The 17,781-nt window shown below is 47.0% G+C and carries 21 protein-coding genes; 4 read left to right on the top strand and 17 right to left on the bottom strand.

The window, feature by feature from the left end; genetic code table 11:
* The first annotated feature begins 172 nt into the window (after positions 1-172).
* Complete coding sequence (locus OCU74_RS05285) at positions 173-1,504, top strand: D-serine ammonia-lyase (RefSeq protein ID WP_087480584.1); 1,332 nt, start codon at positions 173-175, stop codon at positions 1,502-1,504.
* A gap of 7 nt (positions 1,505-1,511) precedes the next feature.
* Here the strand turns inward: OCU74_RS05285 and OCU74_RS05280 are convergent, their stop codons facing one another.
* Together OCU74_RS05280 and OCU74_RS05275 are read right to left on the bottom strand one after the other, a co-directional pair.
* Positions 1,512-3,455 (bottom strand): DNA topoisomerase III, encoded by a 1,944-nt coding sequence (locus OCU74_RS05280; RefSeq protein WP_087480583.1) that lies wholly within the window; start codon positions 3,453-3,455, stop codon positions 1,512-1,514.
* Between the two features lie 69 nt (positions 3,456-3,524).
* Positions 3,525-3,857, bottom strand: coding sequence for a Grx4 family monothiol glutaredoxin (locus OCU74_RS05275; protein ID WP_087480582.1), 333 nt, complete (start codon positions 3,855-3,857; stop codon positions 3,525-3,527).
* A 254-nt stretch (positions 3,858-4,111) separates the two neighbouring features.
* Here OCU74_RS05275 and sodB point away from each other — a divergent pair, with 254 nt between their 5' ends.
* Positions 4,112-4,696: a superoxide dismutase [Fe] gene (gene sodB, locus OCU74_RS05270; protein ID WP_087480581.1), complete on the top strand. Its 585-nt coding sequence runs from the start codon at positions 4,112-4,114 to the stop codon at positions 4,694-4,696.
* Positions 4,697-4,758: 62 nt separating this feature from the next.
* Here the strand turns inward: sodB and OCU74_RS05265 are convergent, their stop codons facing one another.
* Positions 4,759-5,145 carry a DUF4260 domain-containing protein gene (locus tag OCU74_RS05265; RefSeq protein WP_087480580.1) on the bottom strand — a complete coding sequence of 129 codons (387 nt, stop codon included), beginning with the start codon at positions 5,143-5,145 and terminating at the stop codon, positions 4,759-4,761.
* A 203-nt stretch (positions 5,146-5,348) separates the two neighbouring features.
* On the opposite strand from OCU74_RS05265, the gene OCU74_RS05260 reads away from it, so the two are divergent.
* Both OCU74_RS05260 and OCU74_RS05255 read left to right on the top strand, forming a co-directional pair.
* The gene (locus OCU74_RS05260; RefSeq protein WP_234993566.1) at positions 5,349-5,873 is read left to right on the top strand and encodes a VC2046/SO_2500 family protein; all 525 of its coding nucleotides are present in this window, start codon (positions 5,349-5,351) and stop codon (positions 5,871-5,873) included.
* 179 nt (positions 5,874-6,052) lie between these two features.
* Positions 6,053-6,724, top strand: coding sequence for an SDR family oxidoreductase (locus OCU74_RS05255; RefSeq protein ID WP_087480577.1), 672 nt, complete (start codon positions 6,053-6,055; stop codon positions 6,722-6,724).
* A gap of 67 nt (positions 6,725-6,791) precedes the next feature.
* Here OCU74_RS05255 and OCU74_RS05250 read toward each other — a convergent pair whose 3' ends face one another.
* The 14 genes from OCU74_RS05250 to OCU74_RS05185 form a co-directional block, all read right to left on the bottom strand.
* Positions 6,792-7,562: an MlaA family lipoprotein gene (locus tag OCU74_RS05250; RefSeq protein ID WP_087480576.1), complete on the bottom strand. Its 771-nt coding sequence runs from the start codon at positions 7,560-7,562 to the stop codon at positions 6,792-6,794.
* A gap of 106 nt (positions 7,563-7,668) precedes the next feature.
* Positions 7,669-8,892, bottom strand: a complete 1,224-nt coding sequence (gene ccmI, locus OCU74_RS05245; protein WP_087480575.1) for a c-type cytochrome biogenesis protein CcmI — start codon at positions 8,890-8,892, stop codon at positions 7,669-7,671.
* The gene (locus tag OCU74_RS05240) at positions 8,889-9,377 is read right to left on the bottom strand and encodes a cytochrome c-type biogenesis protein (RefSeq protein WP_390623642.1); all 489 of its coding nucleotides are present in this window, start codon (positions 9,375-9,377) and stop codon (positions 8,889-8,891) included. The genes ccmI and OCU74_RS05240 overlap by 4 nt, the downstream gene beginning before the upstream one ends.
* Before the next feature lie 8 nt (positions 9,378-9,385).
* The gene (locus OCU74_RS05235; protein WP_087480574.1) at positions 9,386-9,943 is read right to left on the bottom strand and encodes a DsbE family thiol:disulfide interchange protein; all 558 of its coding nucleotides are present in this window, start codon (positions 9,941-9,943) and stop codon (positions 9,386-9,388) included.
* On the bottom strand, positions 9,944-11,902 hold the full coding sequence (locus OCU74_RS05230; protein ID WP_087480573.1) for a heme lyase CcmF/NrfE family subunit: 1,959 nt from the start codon (positions 11,900-11,902) through the stop codon (positions 9,944-9,946).
* Positions 11,899-12,378: a cytochrome c maturation protein CcmE gene (ccmE, locus tag OCU74_RS05225; RefSeq protein WP_087480572.1), complete on the bottom strand. Its 480-nt coding sequence runs from the start codon at positions 12,376-12,378 to the stop codon at positions 11,899-11,901. Before ccmE ends, OCU74_RS05230 begins: the two co-directional genes overlap by 4 nt.
* Positions 12,375-12,581, bottom strand: coding sequence for a heme exporter protein CcmD (gene ccmD, locus OCU74_RS05220; protein WP_087480571.1), 207 nt, complete (start codon positions 12,579-12,581; stop codon positions 12,375-12,377). Before ccmD ends, ccmE begins: the two co-directional genes overlap by 4 nt.
* Positions 12,581-13,351, bottom strand: a complete 771-nt coding sequence (locus OCU74_RS05215) for a heme ABC transporter permease (RefSeq protein WP_087480570.1) — start codon at positions 13,349-13,351, stop codon at positions 12,581-12,583. The genes ccmD and OCU74_RS05215 overlap by 1 nt, the downstream gene beginning before the upstream one ends.
* Before the next feature lie 83 nt (positions 13,352-13,434).
* Positions 13,435-14,106 (bottom strand): heme exporter protein CcmB, encoded by a 672-nt coding sequence (gene ccmB, locus OCU74_RS05210; protein ID WP_087480569.1) that lies wholly within the window; start codon positions 14,104-14,106, stop codon positions 13,435-13,437.
* Positions 14,103-14,726, bottom strand: a complete 624-nt coding sequence (gene ccmA, locus OCU74_RS05205; RefSeq protein WP_087480568.1) for a cytochrome c biogenesis heme-transporting ATPase CcmA — start codon at positions 14,724-14,726, stop codon at positions 14,103-14,105. The genes ccmB and ccmA overlap by 4 nt, the downstream gene beginning before the upstream one ends.
* Before the next feature lie 200 nt (positions 14,727-14,926).
* Positions 14,927-15,427, bottom strand: a complete 501-nt coding sequence (locus tag OCU74_RS05200; protein WP_087480567.1) for a DUF2802 domain-containing protein — start codon at positions 15,425-15,427, stop codon at positions 14,927-14,929.
* A complete protein-coding gene (locus OCU74_RS05195) occupies positions 15,427-15,921 on the bottom strand; it encodes a chemotaxis protein CheW (RefSeq protein WP_021018794.1) in 495 nt (164 codons plus the stop codon). The genes OCU74_RS05200 and OCU74_RS05195 overlap by 1 nt, the downstream gene beginning before the upstream one ends.
* 47 nt (positions 15,922-15,968) lie before the next feature.
* Entirely contained in the window at positions 15,969-17,012 is a 1,044-nt protein-coding gene (locus OCU74_RS05190; RefSeq protein ID WP_087480566.1) for a chemotaxis protein CheW, read from the bottom strand.
* Positions 17,002-17,781: a ParA family protein gene (locus OCU74_RS05185; protein WP_087480565.1), complete on the bottom strand. Its 780-nt coding sequence runs from the start codon at positions 17,779-17,781 to the stop codon at positions 17,002-17,004. The genes OCU74_RS05190 and OCU74_RS05185 overlap by 11 nt, the downstream gene beginning before the upstream one ends.

The raw sequence follows: 17,781 nt of genomic DNA, 5'->3' as shown, positions 1-17,781 counted from the left end.
GGCAATCATCGACTTCCTGACCGAAATTCATTAATTTATGATGAAAAATCATCCACATAAATAATACCAGTCAAAGTAATTCGATGGTCAGAAATTGCGCAGACAAAAAACTTGAGAGCAAGAACGAGCAGATAATCACTGCGATTGGTATAACCGTTCAAGGAACCGAACTATGGCAATACCTAACCTTCAGCAATTGATCGCCCAATACCCACTGACAGAAAACCTGATCGCTCTGGAAGAAGTTTGTTGGTTTAATCCAAGCTCCACAACTCTGACAAACGGGTTGCCGTATGTTGGTCTCAATGAGCAGGATATTCAGGATGCCAGTAAACGGTTGACACGATTTGCACCGTATATCCGCCGAGCTTTTCCGGAAACCGCATCTTCAGGTGGTATTATCGAGTCGGAAGTTGTCGATATTCCCCACATGTTACAGACTCTAGCCTTACAGGCAGGAACCCATATTCCCGGCCGTCTGATGCTCAAAAAAGACAGTCATTTACCCATCTCCGGTTCAATCAAAGCCCGAGGCGGTATTTATGAAGTGCTGGTCCTGGCCGAAAAACTGGCCATTGAAGCGGGATTACTCTCTGAGTCGGATGACTACAGCAAGTTACTGAGCCAAAGTTTCCGGGACTTTTTCGGCCAGTACCGGATTGCAGTCAGCTCAACGGGGAATCTGGGACTATCGATTGGAATGATGGGCGCCAGACTGGGATTTTCCGTCTCAGTCCATATGTCTGCCGACGCCCGTCAGTGGAAAAAGGACAAGCTTCGGGCTCATGGCGTCAATGTGATTGAACATGAACAAGACTATGGTATGGCAGTGATTCAGGGGCGCAAAGCCGCAGCTCAGGATCCACGCTGTTTCTTCATCGATGATGAAAATTCCACGACTCTTTTTCTGGGTTACGCCGTCGCAGGTCTGCGTCTGAAACAGCAATTTGATCAATTGGGCATCGTTGTCGATGAAACTCATCCGTTATTTGTCTATCTGCCCTGCGGCGTCGGTGGTGGCCCCGGTGGCGTGGCCTTCGGCCTGAAAATAGCTTTTGGTGACCATGTCCATTGTCTGTTTGCCGAACCAACTCATTCTCCCTGTATGCTGTTAGGCGTGTATACCGGATTACATGACGCAATTTCTGTGCAGGATCTCGGTATCGATAACCTCACCGCAGCCGATGGTCTTGCTGTTGGTCGGGCTTCAGGTTTCGTTGGTAAAGCGATGGAAAGGTTGATTGATGGTTTCTATACCGTCACTGACGAACATCTGTATCATGATCTGGGGACACTGAGTCAGCAGGAAAATATACAGCTGGAACCTTCAGCACTGGCGGGTATGTCCGGACCACTCCGAGTGATGGAAGATAAGGCGTACCGCTCTCGTCTTCAGCTCAGTGATTTGGTCATGCAAAATGCCATCCATTTAGTCTGGGCCACTGGTGGCGGTATGGTTCCTGAATCTGAAATGGCTGCATATCTGCAAAAATCTACCCAATAGTTTTTTATCACCGGGCCGATGACTTTCTTGCCGAACGTTTCGCTGGCGCTCTTCTGGTCCGGGAGCGTTTGGCTGGTTGTGGTAATGAACGCAAAGAATCCGGTAACGGAGAGGTTTTTACCCGTTGCATCAGATCATCGATCTGCCGGGTCAGTGTTTCCATAAATGGCTGATAAGCCTGATTCTTTTCAGCCATATCCTGCAACTGATGCTCCCAGTGGGCCGTCATATCGGGGTATGTCGATTCAGCCGGCAATGCATGAATCAATCCCCGCCCGGCAGGAGTACTGCGAATCTGCTTCCCTTCCCGCTGCAACAACTGACGCTTGATCAGCGTGTCGATAATTCCGGCCCGGGTAGCTTCCGTACCGAGACCATCGGTTTCCCGCAAAATCTTTTTCAGTGATTTATCTTCAACAAACCGGGCAATACCGGTCATCGCCTGTAGTAATGTCGCTTCGGTAAACGGACGGGGCGGCTCGGTTTTATGATCACCAATTTCTCCCTCACGACATGTCAGTACGGTACCTTTATCCAGTGGCGGAACATTTTCAATCCCATCACTTTCATCATCACGATATCCGGTCACGATTTTCCATCCCGGAGCGACCATCTGCCGGCCTTTGGCAATAAATGTTCCTCCGGCAATATCAAACACCAACTGTGATTCTGCATAACACGCCGGAGGATAAAACTGGATCAGATACTGTCTGGCAATCAGTTGATAAATTTTCTGCTCATCCCCGGATAATATACCTGCCGGCTTCGATTTCGGTGTTGGAATAATGGCATGGTGAGCATCGACCTTACGGTCATTCCATGCTTTGGATTTCAGGGATAAATCTGCCTCGTCCACCGCCGGTTTCAGTTCAGGAACAATACCCGAAATTGCAGCAGTGACCACTGCGGCTTCCTGCCAGTGTTCTGTCGGCAGATAACGGCAGTCAGAACGAGGGTAAGTAATCAGTTTATGCTTTTCATAAAGTCCCTGACACAGATTCAGCACCTGTTGGGCACTCATCCCATACCGTTTCGCAGCATCAATCTGTAAAGCAGACAGAGAATAAGGCAATGGGGCAGCCTGACGGGTCTGCTTTTGCTCCGAGTCCGTGACAGTCGCAGGTTGTCCCTGAATACGTCCGGCCACATTTTCAACCAGAGGGCGATGTAATACCCGGCCTTCATCATCCTGCCACGGGCGGCAGGCTTCACTCGGCTTCCAGCGGGCCCGGATATCAATAGTGTGATTTCCCGTATCATAAGGAATCAACGCATGGAGTGTGAAATAATCCCGGGGAACAAAGTTCTCAATCGTCTCATCTCTGCGAACGACCAATCCCAGCACAGGAGTCTGAACTCTCCCGACCGACAATACGCCCTGATAACCGGATTGCTGTCCCAATAATGTATAAGCTCTGGACATATTCATGCCATACAGCCAATCCGCCCGGGAACGAGCCAGCGCTGAAACAGATAACGGAATAAAGTCCCGGTTTTGCCGGATCTGTTGCAATGCCCGCTTTACCGCAGACGGGTTCAGATCACTAATTAAAAGACGCTCCGTTGCCGCCCGGCGCTGCTGGCTTACCCGGCAATGCTCTATAACTTCATCAACCAGAAGCTGCCCTTCGCGATCCGGGTCTCCTGCATGGACGATTTGTAAAGAAGATTTGAGTAGTTTCTTAATGACCGACAGCTGTCGTGAAGATGACTTCCGGGGGCGAAGCTGCCATTGCTGCGGTACGATCGGTAAGTCTTCCAGCCGCCACTTTTTATAGCGCTCATCATAAGCTTCCGGCTCTACCTGTTCTAAAAGGTGTCCGATACACCAGGTCACGATATCCCCGTTACCACAACGAATACACCCGTCCTCCTTTTGGTGAGGACGGGGCAGAACATCGGCGATAGCACGACCAAGACTGGGTTTTTCAGCAATAAACAGACGAGGCATAAAACAAAAAATAAAGGCCACAGAAATTGTGGCCTTAACATAGCAGGATCAACTGTAAATTTATACAGTTTACTCTTCTTTTTCTGCACGGGCTGCCGCTTCTTTAATCAGAGGTTGCAGTTCCCCTTTCTGAAACATTTCAAGAATAATGTCACAGCCACCGACCAGCTCTCCTTCAACCCATAGCTGTGGGAAAGTCGGCCACTGTGCATAAATCGGCAACTCTGCACGAATATCCGGATTCTGGAGAATATCGACATAAGCAAATTTTTCTCCACAAGCCATCAATGCCTGTGCTGCCTGAGATGAGAAACCACAACTAGGTAGCTTAGGCGAACCTTTCATATAAAGCAGAATCGGATTTTCAGTAATCTGCTTTTTGATTTTATCGATTGTTTCCATGATGTCCTCGTCAGAGAGTTTAAAAATATCGGCTATTCTAAATCATTAGCAGAGAATAAAAAGCCTATTATTATTATGGTTTCTGTTACCCGGGAGACAACTCCGTCCTGCTGTACAGAAAAATTAGTGCTTTTAATAAAGTAAAAACTTGCTAAAATAGACCCAAGTCAGTCGTAATGACGAACATCAAAAGCAATATAACTGGAAGCAAACCGAAAGAGAGACTCTCTTTCAACACAATGGAGAACTGAGCAATGTCATTTGAACTTCCCGCTCTTCCTTATGCAAAAGATGCACTGGAACCTCATATTTCAGCAGAAACACTGGATTATCATCACGGCAAACACCACAACACATACGTGGTAAAACTCAATGGCCTGATCCCAGGAACTGAATTCGAAAACAAATCTCTTGAAGAAATCATCAAAACTTCATCTGGCGGCATCTTCAACAACGCAGCCCAGATTTGGAACCACACATTCTACTGGCACTGCCTGTCACCAAACGGTGGCGGTGAACCAACAGGTGCAGTCGCTGATGCAATCAATCAGGCGTTCGGTTCTTTCGCAGACTTCAAAGCGAAATTTACAGATTCTGCAATCAACAACTTCGGTTCTTCATGGACCTGGCTGGTAAAAAAAGCAGATGGTTCTCTGGATATCGTCAATACATCCAATGCTGCAACACCACTGACTGAAGCAGGTGTAACACCATTGCTGACTGTTGATTTGTGGGAACACGCATATTACATCGATTACCGTAACCTGCGTCCTGACTATATGAATGGTTTCTGGGCTTTGGTTAACTGGAACTTCGTTGCTGAAAATCTGGCGAAATAATTCGGTTACTCCGAAACTGTCAGAGTTCAAAGAAATCCCCAGTCTGACACTGGGGATTTTTCTTATGCCGTGTCAGTCGAACGACCTATTTTTCCAAGGTGTGTCTCCCGAAATCCACGACTGTACTTTAGTCCGTACCCTAATGCCCGATCAAAACCGATATGAGCAAACCAGACAAACGAAACGGAAAGCGCCAGATTTATTTCACCGACGAGTCCGATTCCCATCAGTGATGCAGCCCCGATAGTTGAGTGGGTGATATTATAGGCAACAGCTCCGGTTCGTGCATTGACCAGATACCCCAGCAATGCTAAATCCGGAATCCAGAACAGCCATGCAAACATTGCCCAGTCCGGACTAAACTTGTGAAATGCCATGAGTGATAGCAGTAGAATTCCTAGTCCTTCCAGTCGCAAAACGGCTCTCAAATTCCCTGAGACATATGCCATAGAATTTCCTTATTCATCCCGTATATTTTGCTGTAACAATGAAGTTCTCCGGTATTGAACCGACAAATGAACACAAATCTTTATCAAAATATAATTATAATTAAATATATCAATTATGTTTTTGCGCTCAAAGTGTTAGTTCAGCGAAAATCACATTAAAGTCAGCTCCTCTGCTGCCGATACGAAAGCATCAGATGGAGAATATGATGCTACAGCAAACCACCGAAATCCTGCACACGCAGGATAAAGCAAACCTGATCAACGAACTGCAATGCGGGCAGAGCGTCAATCAGGCTATTTCACAAAATCGCCGGGCCGATTTTGCGTTGCTGGTTGCCATGCTCTCCGGTGACACACGGGAAACAACCGCCACAGAAGTTATTGATACGGTTAAGCATACGGACAGTGAGCTACGCAAGCATTTTGACATCGCATCCCCACAACCTTTACGTTCCGATCAGGAAAGCTACGCGTACGGCGCTCAGGTTGCTTTACAATTCCACCAGGGAGGAATGCGTTCGGCAAAACTCCAACACTACCTGCGTCCTGATGCTCTGTCTTATTTCCCGGAACATACCTATGAACTGGAAGAATCGGTTTATCACAATCTCTCCGGACATCAACGCCGCCATCTGGAAGAGAAAGAATCCACTCAATCTTTAACTTATGAGCTTTATAATCAGTTAGTTACCAACCGGAGACTGTCCCAGATTCAGGCTCAGGTCTAACCATTTTTCTGCAAGCACCCCGCCGTGTATAAAGTGGTAGTGTGAATTACCCCCCAAAACAGATCATCATTCCGCTGTTTAAAATGTATTCTTTGACTCTTTTCACATCCTTCCCTGCTGGGTTCAACCATTCTAACCAGACATGAAGAAAAATAAGTCAGAACAGGAAAACGCCAGCCATGCATATTAAAGATTCAATTGTGTTGATCACTTCAGCAGCAACGATGCTGGGGAGTGCATTAGCTGAGCGATTCGCTCAACTGGGAGCGAAGGTCGTTCTGACCGATACACATCAGCAGGATTTGCTGGCAACCTATGCCAGAGTCCGGGAACTTTCAGCCAGTACCAGCTACTTCTTCCTTCAGGATTACTCACCAGATTCAATTGAGGCATTACTGGATTTCGTCGTACAGAAATATCAGGAAGGCCCGGATGTACTGGTCAACAACTGGCCCAATACCCCACTGCCTTCAGTCACCGATGATCATCCTCTGGAACAATTTACTCATAATCTGACAATTATGGCTTCCACGATATTTTCATTCGGTCAGATGAGTGCCGAGCAAATGCGGCGTGATAAAAAGGAAGGTGTCATCGTCAATATCATTTCAAACACAGATAAAGACACTGTCAAAGGATTTGAGAACTCAGCATCGATGGTCACCGGATTTACCCAGAGCTGGGCAAAAGAACTGACGCCATTCAATATTCGGGTAGGTGCGGTGCTCCCGACGTTAGAAGCAACTGACGAAGAAGCACTGCCGATGCCGGTGCTGTTAGATGAACTTATCAGAAATACAGAATATATCGTAGAAAACGAATACTTCAGCGGAAGAACAATGTCGGCCTGAAACGGCCGACAGGCTGCAAAACTCAACAACGGCTAACCAGCCCACTCTCATTTCTGAGGCTCTGACATCACTCGTTCAGGTATTCGTCAAACAGCGCTTCCTGATCAGGATCGTAGGCATCTTTTTCTTCAATTTCAGCCTTGAAATCCTGATGCTGTAAGTAGATATCCCGGGCCAGTGCATAAGGATCAGGAGAATTTTCCAGCATCGATTCCTGACTGGCCAGAGAAGCACGGGTTTCCATTCCCTCAAAAATAAATTTCGATACGCTTCCCCAGATATTCAGGTAAGAGAGAGGTGCATAAGCTTCATCGACAAGGTTAGTCGCGGCTCTGGGTGTATATGGACCAGCAGCCGGAACCATCAGATATGGACCATTACCGACGCCATAGTGCCCCAGCGCATCGCCAAAACCTTTATGACCTTCTTTCGTGATGCCAGCTTCAGATGCAATATCAATTAATCCGAACAGACCAAAAGTACTGTTCATCCAGAAACGGTTAAAGTGATCCAAAGCTTTATGGCCATTCCCCATGATCAGGTTATTCACCATACTGGCTGGTTCATCCAGATTAGAAAAGAAGTTTGCAATTGCCCGGCGAATAGGACTCGGAACATGATCGACATAAGCCAGAGAAACCGGTTTTATTACATAAGGATCAAGATAATCGTAATTCAGAGACCAGAAACTACGGTTTACCCCTTCAAACGGGTCATTTACCGATGAGTTTGTACTGGAAAGGTCCTGCTCATCAGCATTCTCTCCCGGTGTGCTGCTACATCCAACCAATACCAGCATAAGAAAGCCAAAACACAGCCGCTTGATACGGTAATTCATTTTCTATTTTTCCGTTTTATTATTTATCCGGGACAACGATCCCAATCTTCAATTCAGCAGACTGGTTTAAGCCCCCAAATCTGCCTCTCAAAATCCGCTGAGTATATTAATATTGTTTATCAATAACAACTTCAATCGTCTTGTCCCGGTTCAGCATCTGAGTTTGTCCGTAAAAGTCACCCGTTTGTGTCGTCACATTACCATCCAAATCAATACGGACCTTGACGATAAAGGAGGTCAGTTCCTCCAGCTTCTTCCCGGAGATTAACACATTTTGACTGTCTAATCTCACATGCATCGGAAAAGAGCGCAATGGAAAACGGGCTGCGGCAAAAGGCATGGTCCGTCCTTCCTGAGTATGAACCGAAACTATAACCACACCTTGCCGGGGCAGGTTTCTGAGTTCAGGTGATAAGGAGATCCCGACGGATATCGCCCCGGCCGATACTTCCTGAGCTGACTTCATTTTATCCTGAGCACTGGCAATACTTTTGGCCAACATCAGATAACGGTGATCTTCCGGCCCCAGAAGCGATTGCATGATCTGCCACAAATGAATCGCTTTGGCAAAATCCTGCTGCTCGTAAGCATGAAATGCCAACAATGAATAGATCCGAATATCGGAGCTTCCCTGATCAACCAAAGACTGCAATAGAGATGCGCCCTGCGATTGCTGTTGTTCATCTCCGGCCATCATCATTGCCTGAGCATAACCAACCATGATCTCCTGATCATCCGGAGCTAACAGCCTTGCTTTCACCATTGCCCCTATCGCTGTCGTTGCATCCTCACTTGCCAGCGCAATTTTTCCTAAAAACAGCCAGCCAGTCGCATCATTCGGAGTCTGGCTCAACCGGGTCCGGAGAGCCAGTGAGAGATCCTGAATCTCCTGAGACGTCAGAGGATTTCCTCCCGGCTGCATGAGCTTTTTCGACAATTCCGGAAGTTGCCGGGCAACCTGCTGCCAGTGTCCTAACTGACGATAATTTCCTAAAGTAAGATAGAGTCCGTAACTGGCAAATACCACCAGCAGAATAAGACCGGCAACGACACCCCGCTTTACTGGCTGACTTCTCTGCAATACAGTACCATCGGTTGGAACATCATCCAGAAGCGACTGCTTAAGCTCTGTCATTAACGGTTGTTCGTCGGCAACCAGACCTGTTTCCGTCTCCTGCCTGATTTCGGCAACCCGATCCAGATAAAAAGCTTTATTCAGTTTATCCCGCTTTTTCGCCCCTTCATCAGATGTTCGGCGGAACAGGGGCAGAACAGCAAAGCATAATGCGATGATGACCAGGACAGATGTCCAAATCCAGAACAGTATCATTGCTTGTCTTCCTCCTGCTCATCATCTGTCAGTAACGCCTGCAAACGGGACTCCTGTTCTTCTCCCCATCCATCTTCAGTCTGAACAGAACCTCGGTGTAATCGACGCGTACGCCTGAACATAAATACGAGTCCGGTCAGAATAATCATCAACGGTGCTAACCACAGTATTGCAGTAGACCAGGTAAAGGGTGGGTTATAAGTGACAAAATTACCATACCGGGCAGTCATGTAATCGATGATCTCCTGCTGGCTTTTCCCGGCCATCGTCATGTCATAAACTTTCTGTCTTAAATCCTGAGCCAGTGCTGCATTAGAATCCGCAATAGAATTGTTCTGACACTTCGGACAACGAAGTGTATGAGTCAGCGCCTGAAACTGCTTCTCTTGCTGTTCATTGTGAAAATCGTAGACATCAATTGCAGCTACCGCCGATGTTCCTGTCGTCAGTAAAGATAGTCCCAACATCAGGAATAATACAAGCATAGGCATTTTCACGGCTGTTCTTCTCCTGTGAAAAGCTGCTGATAGCGCGGTAATAGCACCTGTTGCCAGTTTCCAGCATTCACATCACCGACATGCCGATAACGGATCACCCCCTGAGCATCGATCAGGAAAGTTTCCGGTGCTCCATAAACTCCCAGATCCAGCCCCAACATACCATCTCCATCAAACAGACTCACCAGATACGGATTTCCTAAATCCTGTAACCACTGAATGGCTTTCTCCCGCTGATCTTTGTAATTCAGGCCGATGATTTTGACCCCTTGCTTTGATAACTGATTCAGAAATTGATGTTCGGCATAGCAAGTCGGGCACCAGGTTGCCCATACATTCAGCAGCAACGGCTCACCTTTAAAAATTGACTGATCATACAATTTGCCCGGTTCTGCCAGATCTTCCAGTCTGAATGAGGGAACAGGATGACCGATCAAAACCGATTCCAGTTTTGTCGGATCATCGCCTTCAGCGTTTCTGACCAGTTGAATCACCAGAATCGTCGCCAGTAACATAAATGCAATCAAAGGTAGAAAAATAACTCGTTTAGACATTTATGCCTCCCCTGAATGTGTAACAACCTGACGGAAGCGATATCGCTTATCACTGATCGCAATTAACCCACCAAAAACCATCAGTAATCCTCCCAGCCAGATCCAGCGAATGAATGGCTTATAATAAACCCGGACAGCCCAGGCTCCGGAGTCCAGTTGTTCACCCAGAGCAACATACAGATCCCGGCTGAGTCCCCAGTCGATAGCTGCTTCAGTCATCATCGAACGGGCTGTCGGGTAGAAGCGTTTTTCTGCATGCAGAGTACCAACATGCTGCCCTTGTGAAGTCACAATGAAATCGGCAACATAAGCCTGATAATTCGGGCCGTGATGAGACTGAACCTGATCGAAATGAAAATCATAAGTACCGACACGGTAATGCTCTCCCGGAGCCAGACGAACATCTTTTTCAATACTGAAATTCTGGGTCATGGTAATGCCCAGAATCGTCACCGCTAAACCGATATGGGCCAGAAACATGGACCAGTGGCTCTTAGGCAATCTGCGCAGACCGGTCCAAAAAGTATGCCTGTAGGTCGCCCGTTGAAATGATTCCACCAGATGCAATAACACAATCCATAAGACAATTACCCAACCAAGTATCGGTAACAGTGAGAGCTCTCCGGCAAACAGCCAGACAGAAACAAAGCCTCCGGCAAGGGCAGCAATGCCACAAATCACGATAGGACGATAAAAAGAAGAAAGCTGATCACGTTTCCACCGGATAAGCGGCCCGACTCCCATAAAGAAAGCAAATGGCAACATTAGCCAGGTAAATACCGTATTGAAAAACGGCGCACCAATTGAAACAGATCCCAACCCTAGTTGTTTATGAACCAAAGGTAACAGAGTACCGAGCAACACGACGGACAATGCAGCCATCAGAAAAATATTATTACTCAGCAGTGCACTCTCCCGGGAAATCAGAGAAAAACGTCCCCGAACCCGGATAGAAGCCCCCCGAAGCGCAAACAGCAGCAGGGAACCGCCAATGACAATAATCAGGAACCCGAGGATAAACAACCCTCTGGCCGGGTCCGATGCAAATGCATGTACCGAAACCAGAACCCCGGAACGGACCAGAAATGTTCCCAGCAGACTCAAAGAAAATGCCGAGATCGCCAGCAGAACCGTCCACGCTTTAAATGTTCCCCGTTTTTCAGTCACAATCAGAGAATGCAGGAGTGCCGTTCCAGCCAGCCAGGGCATAAATGATGCGTTTTCTACCGGATCCCAGAACCACCAGCCTCCCCAGCCCAGCTCGTAGTAAGCCCACCATGATCCCAGAATGATTCCCAGAGTCAGAAACAGCCAGGCTGCAATCGTCCAGGGACGCGACCATCTTGCCCAGGCTGTATCCAGTCTGCCGGCCATCAGAGAGGCAATAGCGAAAGCAAAAGCGACCGAAAAACCAACATATCCCATATACAGCATCGGAGGATGCACAATCAGTCCGGGATCCTGTAATAACGGATTCAAATCCCGGCCATCCACCGGAAAATAAGGCAGCGTTCGCAAAAACGGATTCGATGTCAGCAGAATAAACAGAATGAAACCAATACTGATCATCCCCATAACCGCCAGCACCCGGGCAATTGAAGCCATCGGCATTCCCCGGCTCAGCAGTGCCACAGCAACAGACCATCCCGACTGAATCAGAACCCACAGCAGCAGTGATCCTTCGTGCGCCCCCCAAACTGCGGTCAGACGATAATACCAGGGAAGCTGACTGTTTGAATTGGCAGCAACATAGGTCAGCGTAAAGTCGTTACTGTAAAATGCCCAGAGTAACGATGAAAAAGCACAGACCAGAAAAAAAAACAGCCCGAAGGTGAGTGGTCTTGCCATGCTCATCAACCTGTTTTGCTGATATGTTGCTCCAACCAGAGGAACCACTCCCAGCAAAACAGATAAAACCAATGCCAGAATAAGCGAGAAGTGCCCGAGCTCTGCTATCATTGCATCGTCTCCTCAAGCCGCCGGTCCAGCGCAGCTGCATGATTTTTATCCATGGCTTCAGAAACCTCCGGCGGCATGTAATTTTCATCATGCTTTGCCAGAACTTCAAATGCTTCAACTGTTCTGGGACCAGTCAGTGTTCCCTGCGCAACAATTCCCTGCCCCTCCCGGAACAAGTCCGGCAGAATCCCATCGTAGTTAACCGTGATACTCTCACCAAAATCTTTGAGCTGAAAACTGACTTTCAGCGAATCCGGTGCTCTCCGGACAGAACCTTTGACCACCATGCCACCGACACGGAGCCTCTGACCTGAATGCGGTTTTGAACCATCTTCTTTACCAGCAATAATCTCACTTGGTGTGTAAAACAGATCCATATTCTGATTCAGTGCATACAATATCAGCCCGGTGGTCACTCCCAGCCCGAAGACGATAGATACGACAACCAGTAAGCGTTTTTTCCTTCTCGGTGTCATAGGGTATTCTCCATGGCTTTGGCAGCATCGATCCGAGCCTGACGGGCAATTCTGTCACTAACTTCCCGGAGAATATGCTTTCTTCTGCGCAGACTTCCCCAGAGCAGAACCATCATCATTCCGAAAGTAATCCCAAAAGCACTCCAGACATATCCTGCATATCCACCCATTGAAAGCAGAGCCTGAAAAGAATCAAAATACATCAGTTATCTCCTCTTTCCCGGCCACCCCCAGCCTGAAGTGACCTTACCAAATGACTGACCCATGGACGGTTGCGTTCCCGGTACAGAATTTCATTTCTGAACCTCAGACAGGTTAATGCGGCAAAAAACATGGCAAATCCCAAAATATTCAATAACAGAGGCCAGAGCATATCTGTTGCAATGGATGGCTTGGCAAACTTCGTGATCGTGGCTCCCTGATGCAGGGTATTCCACCATTCCACAGAAAAATGGATAATCGGTAAATTAATCACCCCAACGATAGCTAAGATACTGGCCGCTTTTCCTCCCTGACGTTCATCATCAAACGCCCGGAAAAGAGCAATAACTCCGATATACAAAAACAGCAGAATCAGCTCGGATGTCAACCGGGCATCCCACACCCACCATGCGCCCCACATCGGCTTTCCCCAGAGAGAACCGGTGATCAGAGCTACCGAAGTAAATACGGCACCAATGGGTGCCATCGCACAAGCTGCGATTTCGGCTAGACGGATCTGCCATACCACTCCAATCAGAGCGGCAACAGCCATCGAAAAATAAACGCCCATTGACCAAATTGCTGCCGGTACATGAATATAGATAATCCGGAAGCTGTCCCCTTGCTGATAGTCAGACGGGGCAAATGCCAGCCCCCAAACCGAACCAGATATCAGTAGCAACGCAGCAATAACAGAAAAGTAAGGTGCTAGTTTCCCGCTAAGTTGATAGGCCATTTCTGGCTTCGCATATGGATGTAACCATTTCCACATGTTTGTTTCTCTCTTCTCTCGTGATATTCGTCTTCTGGAACATATTCAAAAGGAATGTGTTGCTCCCTTTTCAGTAATCACCGCTACGACTGCGTACTCACCCTCAATGCTGAACAAATCGCATAAGGGGATAATGTAAAGGTTCCTGTAAATATGGCAGCTAATATGGCAAGTTGCCCATGATATGACAGATCTAACGCTGCGGCTTCCGCAGCTGAAGTGGCAAAAATCAATACTGGAATATAGAGTGGTAGTATCAGCAAACTGAGGATGACACTTCCTTTCCTCAGCCCGACAGTCAGGGCCACACCAATGGCTCCGATAAAACTCAGAGTCGGAGTCCCCAGCAGCAGACATAGCACAACTGACAGCCAGGTTTCCGGAGTCATCGACAATAATACGGCTAACAGTGGGCTAATCAGAATCAGCGGTAAACCAGTCAGTAGCCAGTGTGCCAGAGCTTTGGCATAAACCACCACAACCAGAGATCTCGGTGTGATAAGCATCTGCTCCAGAGAGCCGTCACTAAAATCATCTTTAAACAAACGTTCCAGCGCCAGAAGTGACGATAATAAGGCTGCAACCCATATTACACCGGGCCCGACACGCTCCAGTAATGAAGGCTCTGGCCCGAGTCCCAACGGAAACAAAGTCACTGCCAGAATAAAAAACCAGATAGGGTTGAGAACTTCGGATTGACGGCGAAAAGCGACCAGTAACTCGCGATGTATAACGAGCAAAAGCGTCGATTTCATACCACCTCTCCCAAATGGATTTTTTTTAAAGCGGGATGTTCTTCAAGTAATGTTTGATGTGTTGTCAGAATGATCATTCCACCACGCTGGATATGTTCCAGAAACAGATTTTCCAAAATGTGAACGCCCTGCTTATCAATCGCCGTCAAAGGTTCATCTAATACCCATAGCAGGTGATCACTCAACCACAAACGGGCTAAAGCTACCCGTCGCTGCTGTCCCGCGGATAACTGTGAAACCGGTAAATCTTCTTTGCCCGCCAGTCCTACCCGCCCCAAAGCATAGTACATAGCTTCCTGCTGTACCTCACGCTGGTGTAGTAACTGGTAAAAAACAAGGTTTTCATAAGCAGAAAGTTCACGTTTAATGCCGGTCTGATGACCCAGATAAAGCAAATGCTGATAGAAATGCTCCCGGTTCCGGCAAACAGAAATACCATCCCAGAGGATCTGCCCCTGTTCGACATCTCCCAGACCAGCAATCATGCGTAGCAGTGTCGTCTTACCTGCGCCATTACGTCCGGCGATCTGGATCAGATTTCCCGGACGAACCGTGAATGACAAGGCTTCAAATAAGATTCGCTCATCACGGACAGCACTCACATTCTTGACTTCCAGCATATTTTTTAATTTCTTATATTTTGAAGGGTTATCCTATCATATCTGTCAGGAGCTGAGATCACCTCCATAGCGCAGATAAAACGAAATACACCTTTAGTGGTATACCCGGATTTCCTCCGGATGCAGTATCAACGAAAGAAACAAATCACAGGGTTAAAAGAATTAAAAAAGGAAGTCCGCAGACTTCCTATTTTTCTCAATCACACTCTTCTTTTTGTCGGAGGTGATTTTTTCTGTAACGGCTTACCTTCCGGACGCGATGCTAAAGGCGGAACTTTTTCCTCTCCGGAAAGCTTTTTCTGAAGTGAAAGCATCAATTCCGCTTCTGCTTTGGGCAATTCACATTCCTCAATTAATTCATTGATATCAGCCCCAAGCTGAACCATTTTTGAAGCACGAGTATAAAGCCGGGCATCGTTATCTTGCTGCTCTAACTCCTTAATTCGCTCATCCAGATGCAAAATCACTTCTTCCTGCTCGGAAATTTTCTGCCCCAGACCAACAACAACCGATCGAAGCTCAAGGACTTGTTTATTGGCTTTCTGAAGTGCCTTGTCTAAAGTTCTTGATTCCTGCCGACGAATATCTGACTGATTCACAATCATCCGTCTTAAACGATAAATCGCCAGAATCAGTAAGAGAACGACAAAAACAGCTCCCCCGGACAAGACGGGAAAGCTTAATAAAACATCACTACTCATTATAAGTGAGCCACTTCATCCCACTCGTCATCATTCAAAAGTTTATTCAGATCAACCAGAATTAACAGTTTACCTTCCCGGTTGCTGACACCCTGAATAAATTTCGAGCTTTCGTCCGTTCCAACACTTGGTGTTGTATCAATTTCAGAAGTTCGCAAATAAACCACTTCTGCAACACTATCAACCAAGATACCGATCACCTGACGTTCCGACTCAATCACGATAATCCGGGTATTGTCAGTCACTTCACCATCGATCAGACCAAAACGAGAACGGGTATCAATGACAGTGACCACATTACCGCGCAGGTTGATAATGCCCAGAACATAATCAGGAGCTCCGGGAACCGGGGCGATCTCAGTATAGCGAAGGACTTCCCGAACCTGCATCACATTAATGCCGTAAGTTTCTTCCTCTAACTGGAACGTCACCCACTGAAGCACTTCATCATTAGACTTATCTTTTTTCACTTCTACTTCATTCGTATGAGACATACCTTATCCTCTCTAAGTCGAATCCGACACTAATGTTTTCGGTAAATCTATTCATTATCGAGCGCTTTGACATCTAATCCCGCGTTTAACATTGCAGTCAATGCTTCAACATGAATCAGAGCGCACATTTTTTCTTTTACCATTCCGGCAAGCCAGGGACGTTTCCCTGCCTGTTCACGCCAACGAACCTTTTCTGGGTTCAGCAATTCGGTTCCTTTCAGTTGATCACATGCTAATCCCCATGAGCTATCACCCAGCATAACAATATACTGATATGATTCCTTATAGCTGTCATCCATCAACTTTTCTGACATAACCCACCGGGCTGTATCAACAACATCCAACTGATGATCCCGGTTAGTCTGTAACCCCAGATACCACTGAGGTCTGCCAATCAGATGACTCACTTTCTCCAGACGATGAATGCCACCTAATTCGTCTAAAGGAACTGCAAATGTAACCTCATTGACTTCAAAATACAGTACCTGAAAATCTTCAGCCCGCTCAGTACTGTGCCAGGATACTACATCCCCAACACCACCAGCCTGAGTTTGAGGCTCTGGTTGGATTTCCTGCTGTTCATCAACATCTTCCCGAACAGCCTCCGCAGACTGAGTCACAACTTCAGGCTCAACAACCAGCGGTTCACTTTCTACTTCCGCCAGAACTATCTCGTCTTCGGCAACTGCAACCTCTGTTGTAACTTCTATCACGTCTTCCGACTGAAGTTCAATATCCCAGTCCTGAATCTCATCTCCTACGACCTCTGTCTCCTGATGAGAAACAATTTTCTGAGTATTCCGATCCAGCAACTCAGCAAGATCTTCAATTTCATCAACCGGATTTGAAGACTCCAGTTGGTTTAATAAGCGCTGCACATCCTCAAGGTTCGGAAACAGAGATTCATCCTGATTAACTTCTGATTCTTCAACGACACGCTGTGTCTGTAATTGTGGTACAACTTGAGATTCTTGCGAAACTTGTGAGTTTTTTTCTTGAACCAGCTCTAACTCCCCTGCATCTTCATTTAACAGGGCAGCAAAATAATCGTCTAAAGCCTGCTCACTGGATAACGCTGCATCACGACTCATTAATCGCTAACCTCTCTAAGTAGATAAGCAATTGTTTGTATGCAAAAACGCCCCGGCTACCTTCTGCAAAATGAGACGCAGGTAAACGTTTCAGACTGGCATCTCTAAATTTCGTATCAATAGGGACAGCAGACGTCCAGACCTGATCCGGATAATCCTTCTTCAACTGAGTTAAAGTCTGTAAAGAAGCTCTGGTTCTTTTATCATACATAGTCGGAACAATGGTAACTTTGAACTCCCGACTGCGTGACTTCTGCATGATACTGAGTGTCCGAATCATCCGCTCCAGCCCTTTCATGGCCAGAAACTCAGTCTGCACCGGTATTAGAATCCGGTCACTGGCAGCAAGAGCATTCACCATCATTACGCCTAGAATCGGAGGACAGTCAATAAGCACATAATCATATTGATGACGTAATTCCAGTAATGCTTTTTTCAGGATCAGTCCCATCCCGCTCCGGTTTCCCATCACACGATCCAGCGTTGCCAGAGACATATGTGCAGGGATCAGATCCATTCCTTCAATATCAGTCTGAATCACCAGAGGGCGAACGGACTCTTCTTTCAGTGATGACAATTGAAACAGATCAAACAGACTCGACTCAACATGATCAGAATCATAGCCGAGATAAGTCGTCAGCGAAGCATGCGGATCCGTATCCACCAAAAGAACCCGATGACCTTTCTTGCATAACAAACCCGCCAACGTAATCGTCGTTGTCGTTTTTCCTACTCCACCTTTCTGATTGGCAATACTCCAAACAATCAT

The organism is Vibrio mangrovi (assembly GCF_024346955.1).
GTDB classification, from domain to species: Bacteria; Pseudomonadota; Gammaproteobacteria; order Enterobacterales; family Vibrionaceae; genus Vibrio; species Vibrio mangrovi.
This window is presented reverse-complemented; position numbering and strand designations above follow the sequence as displayed.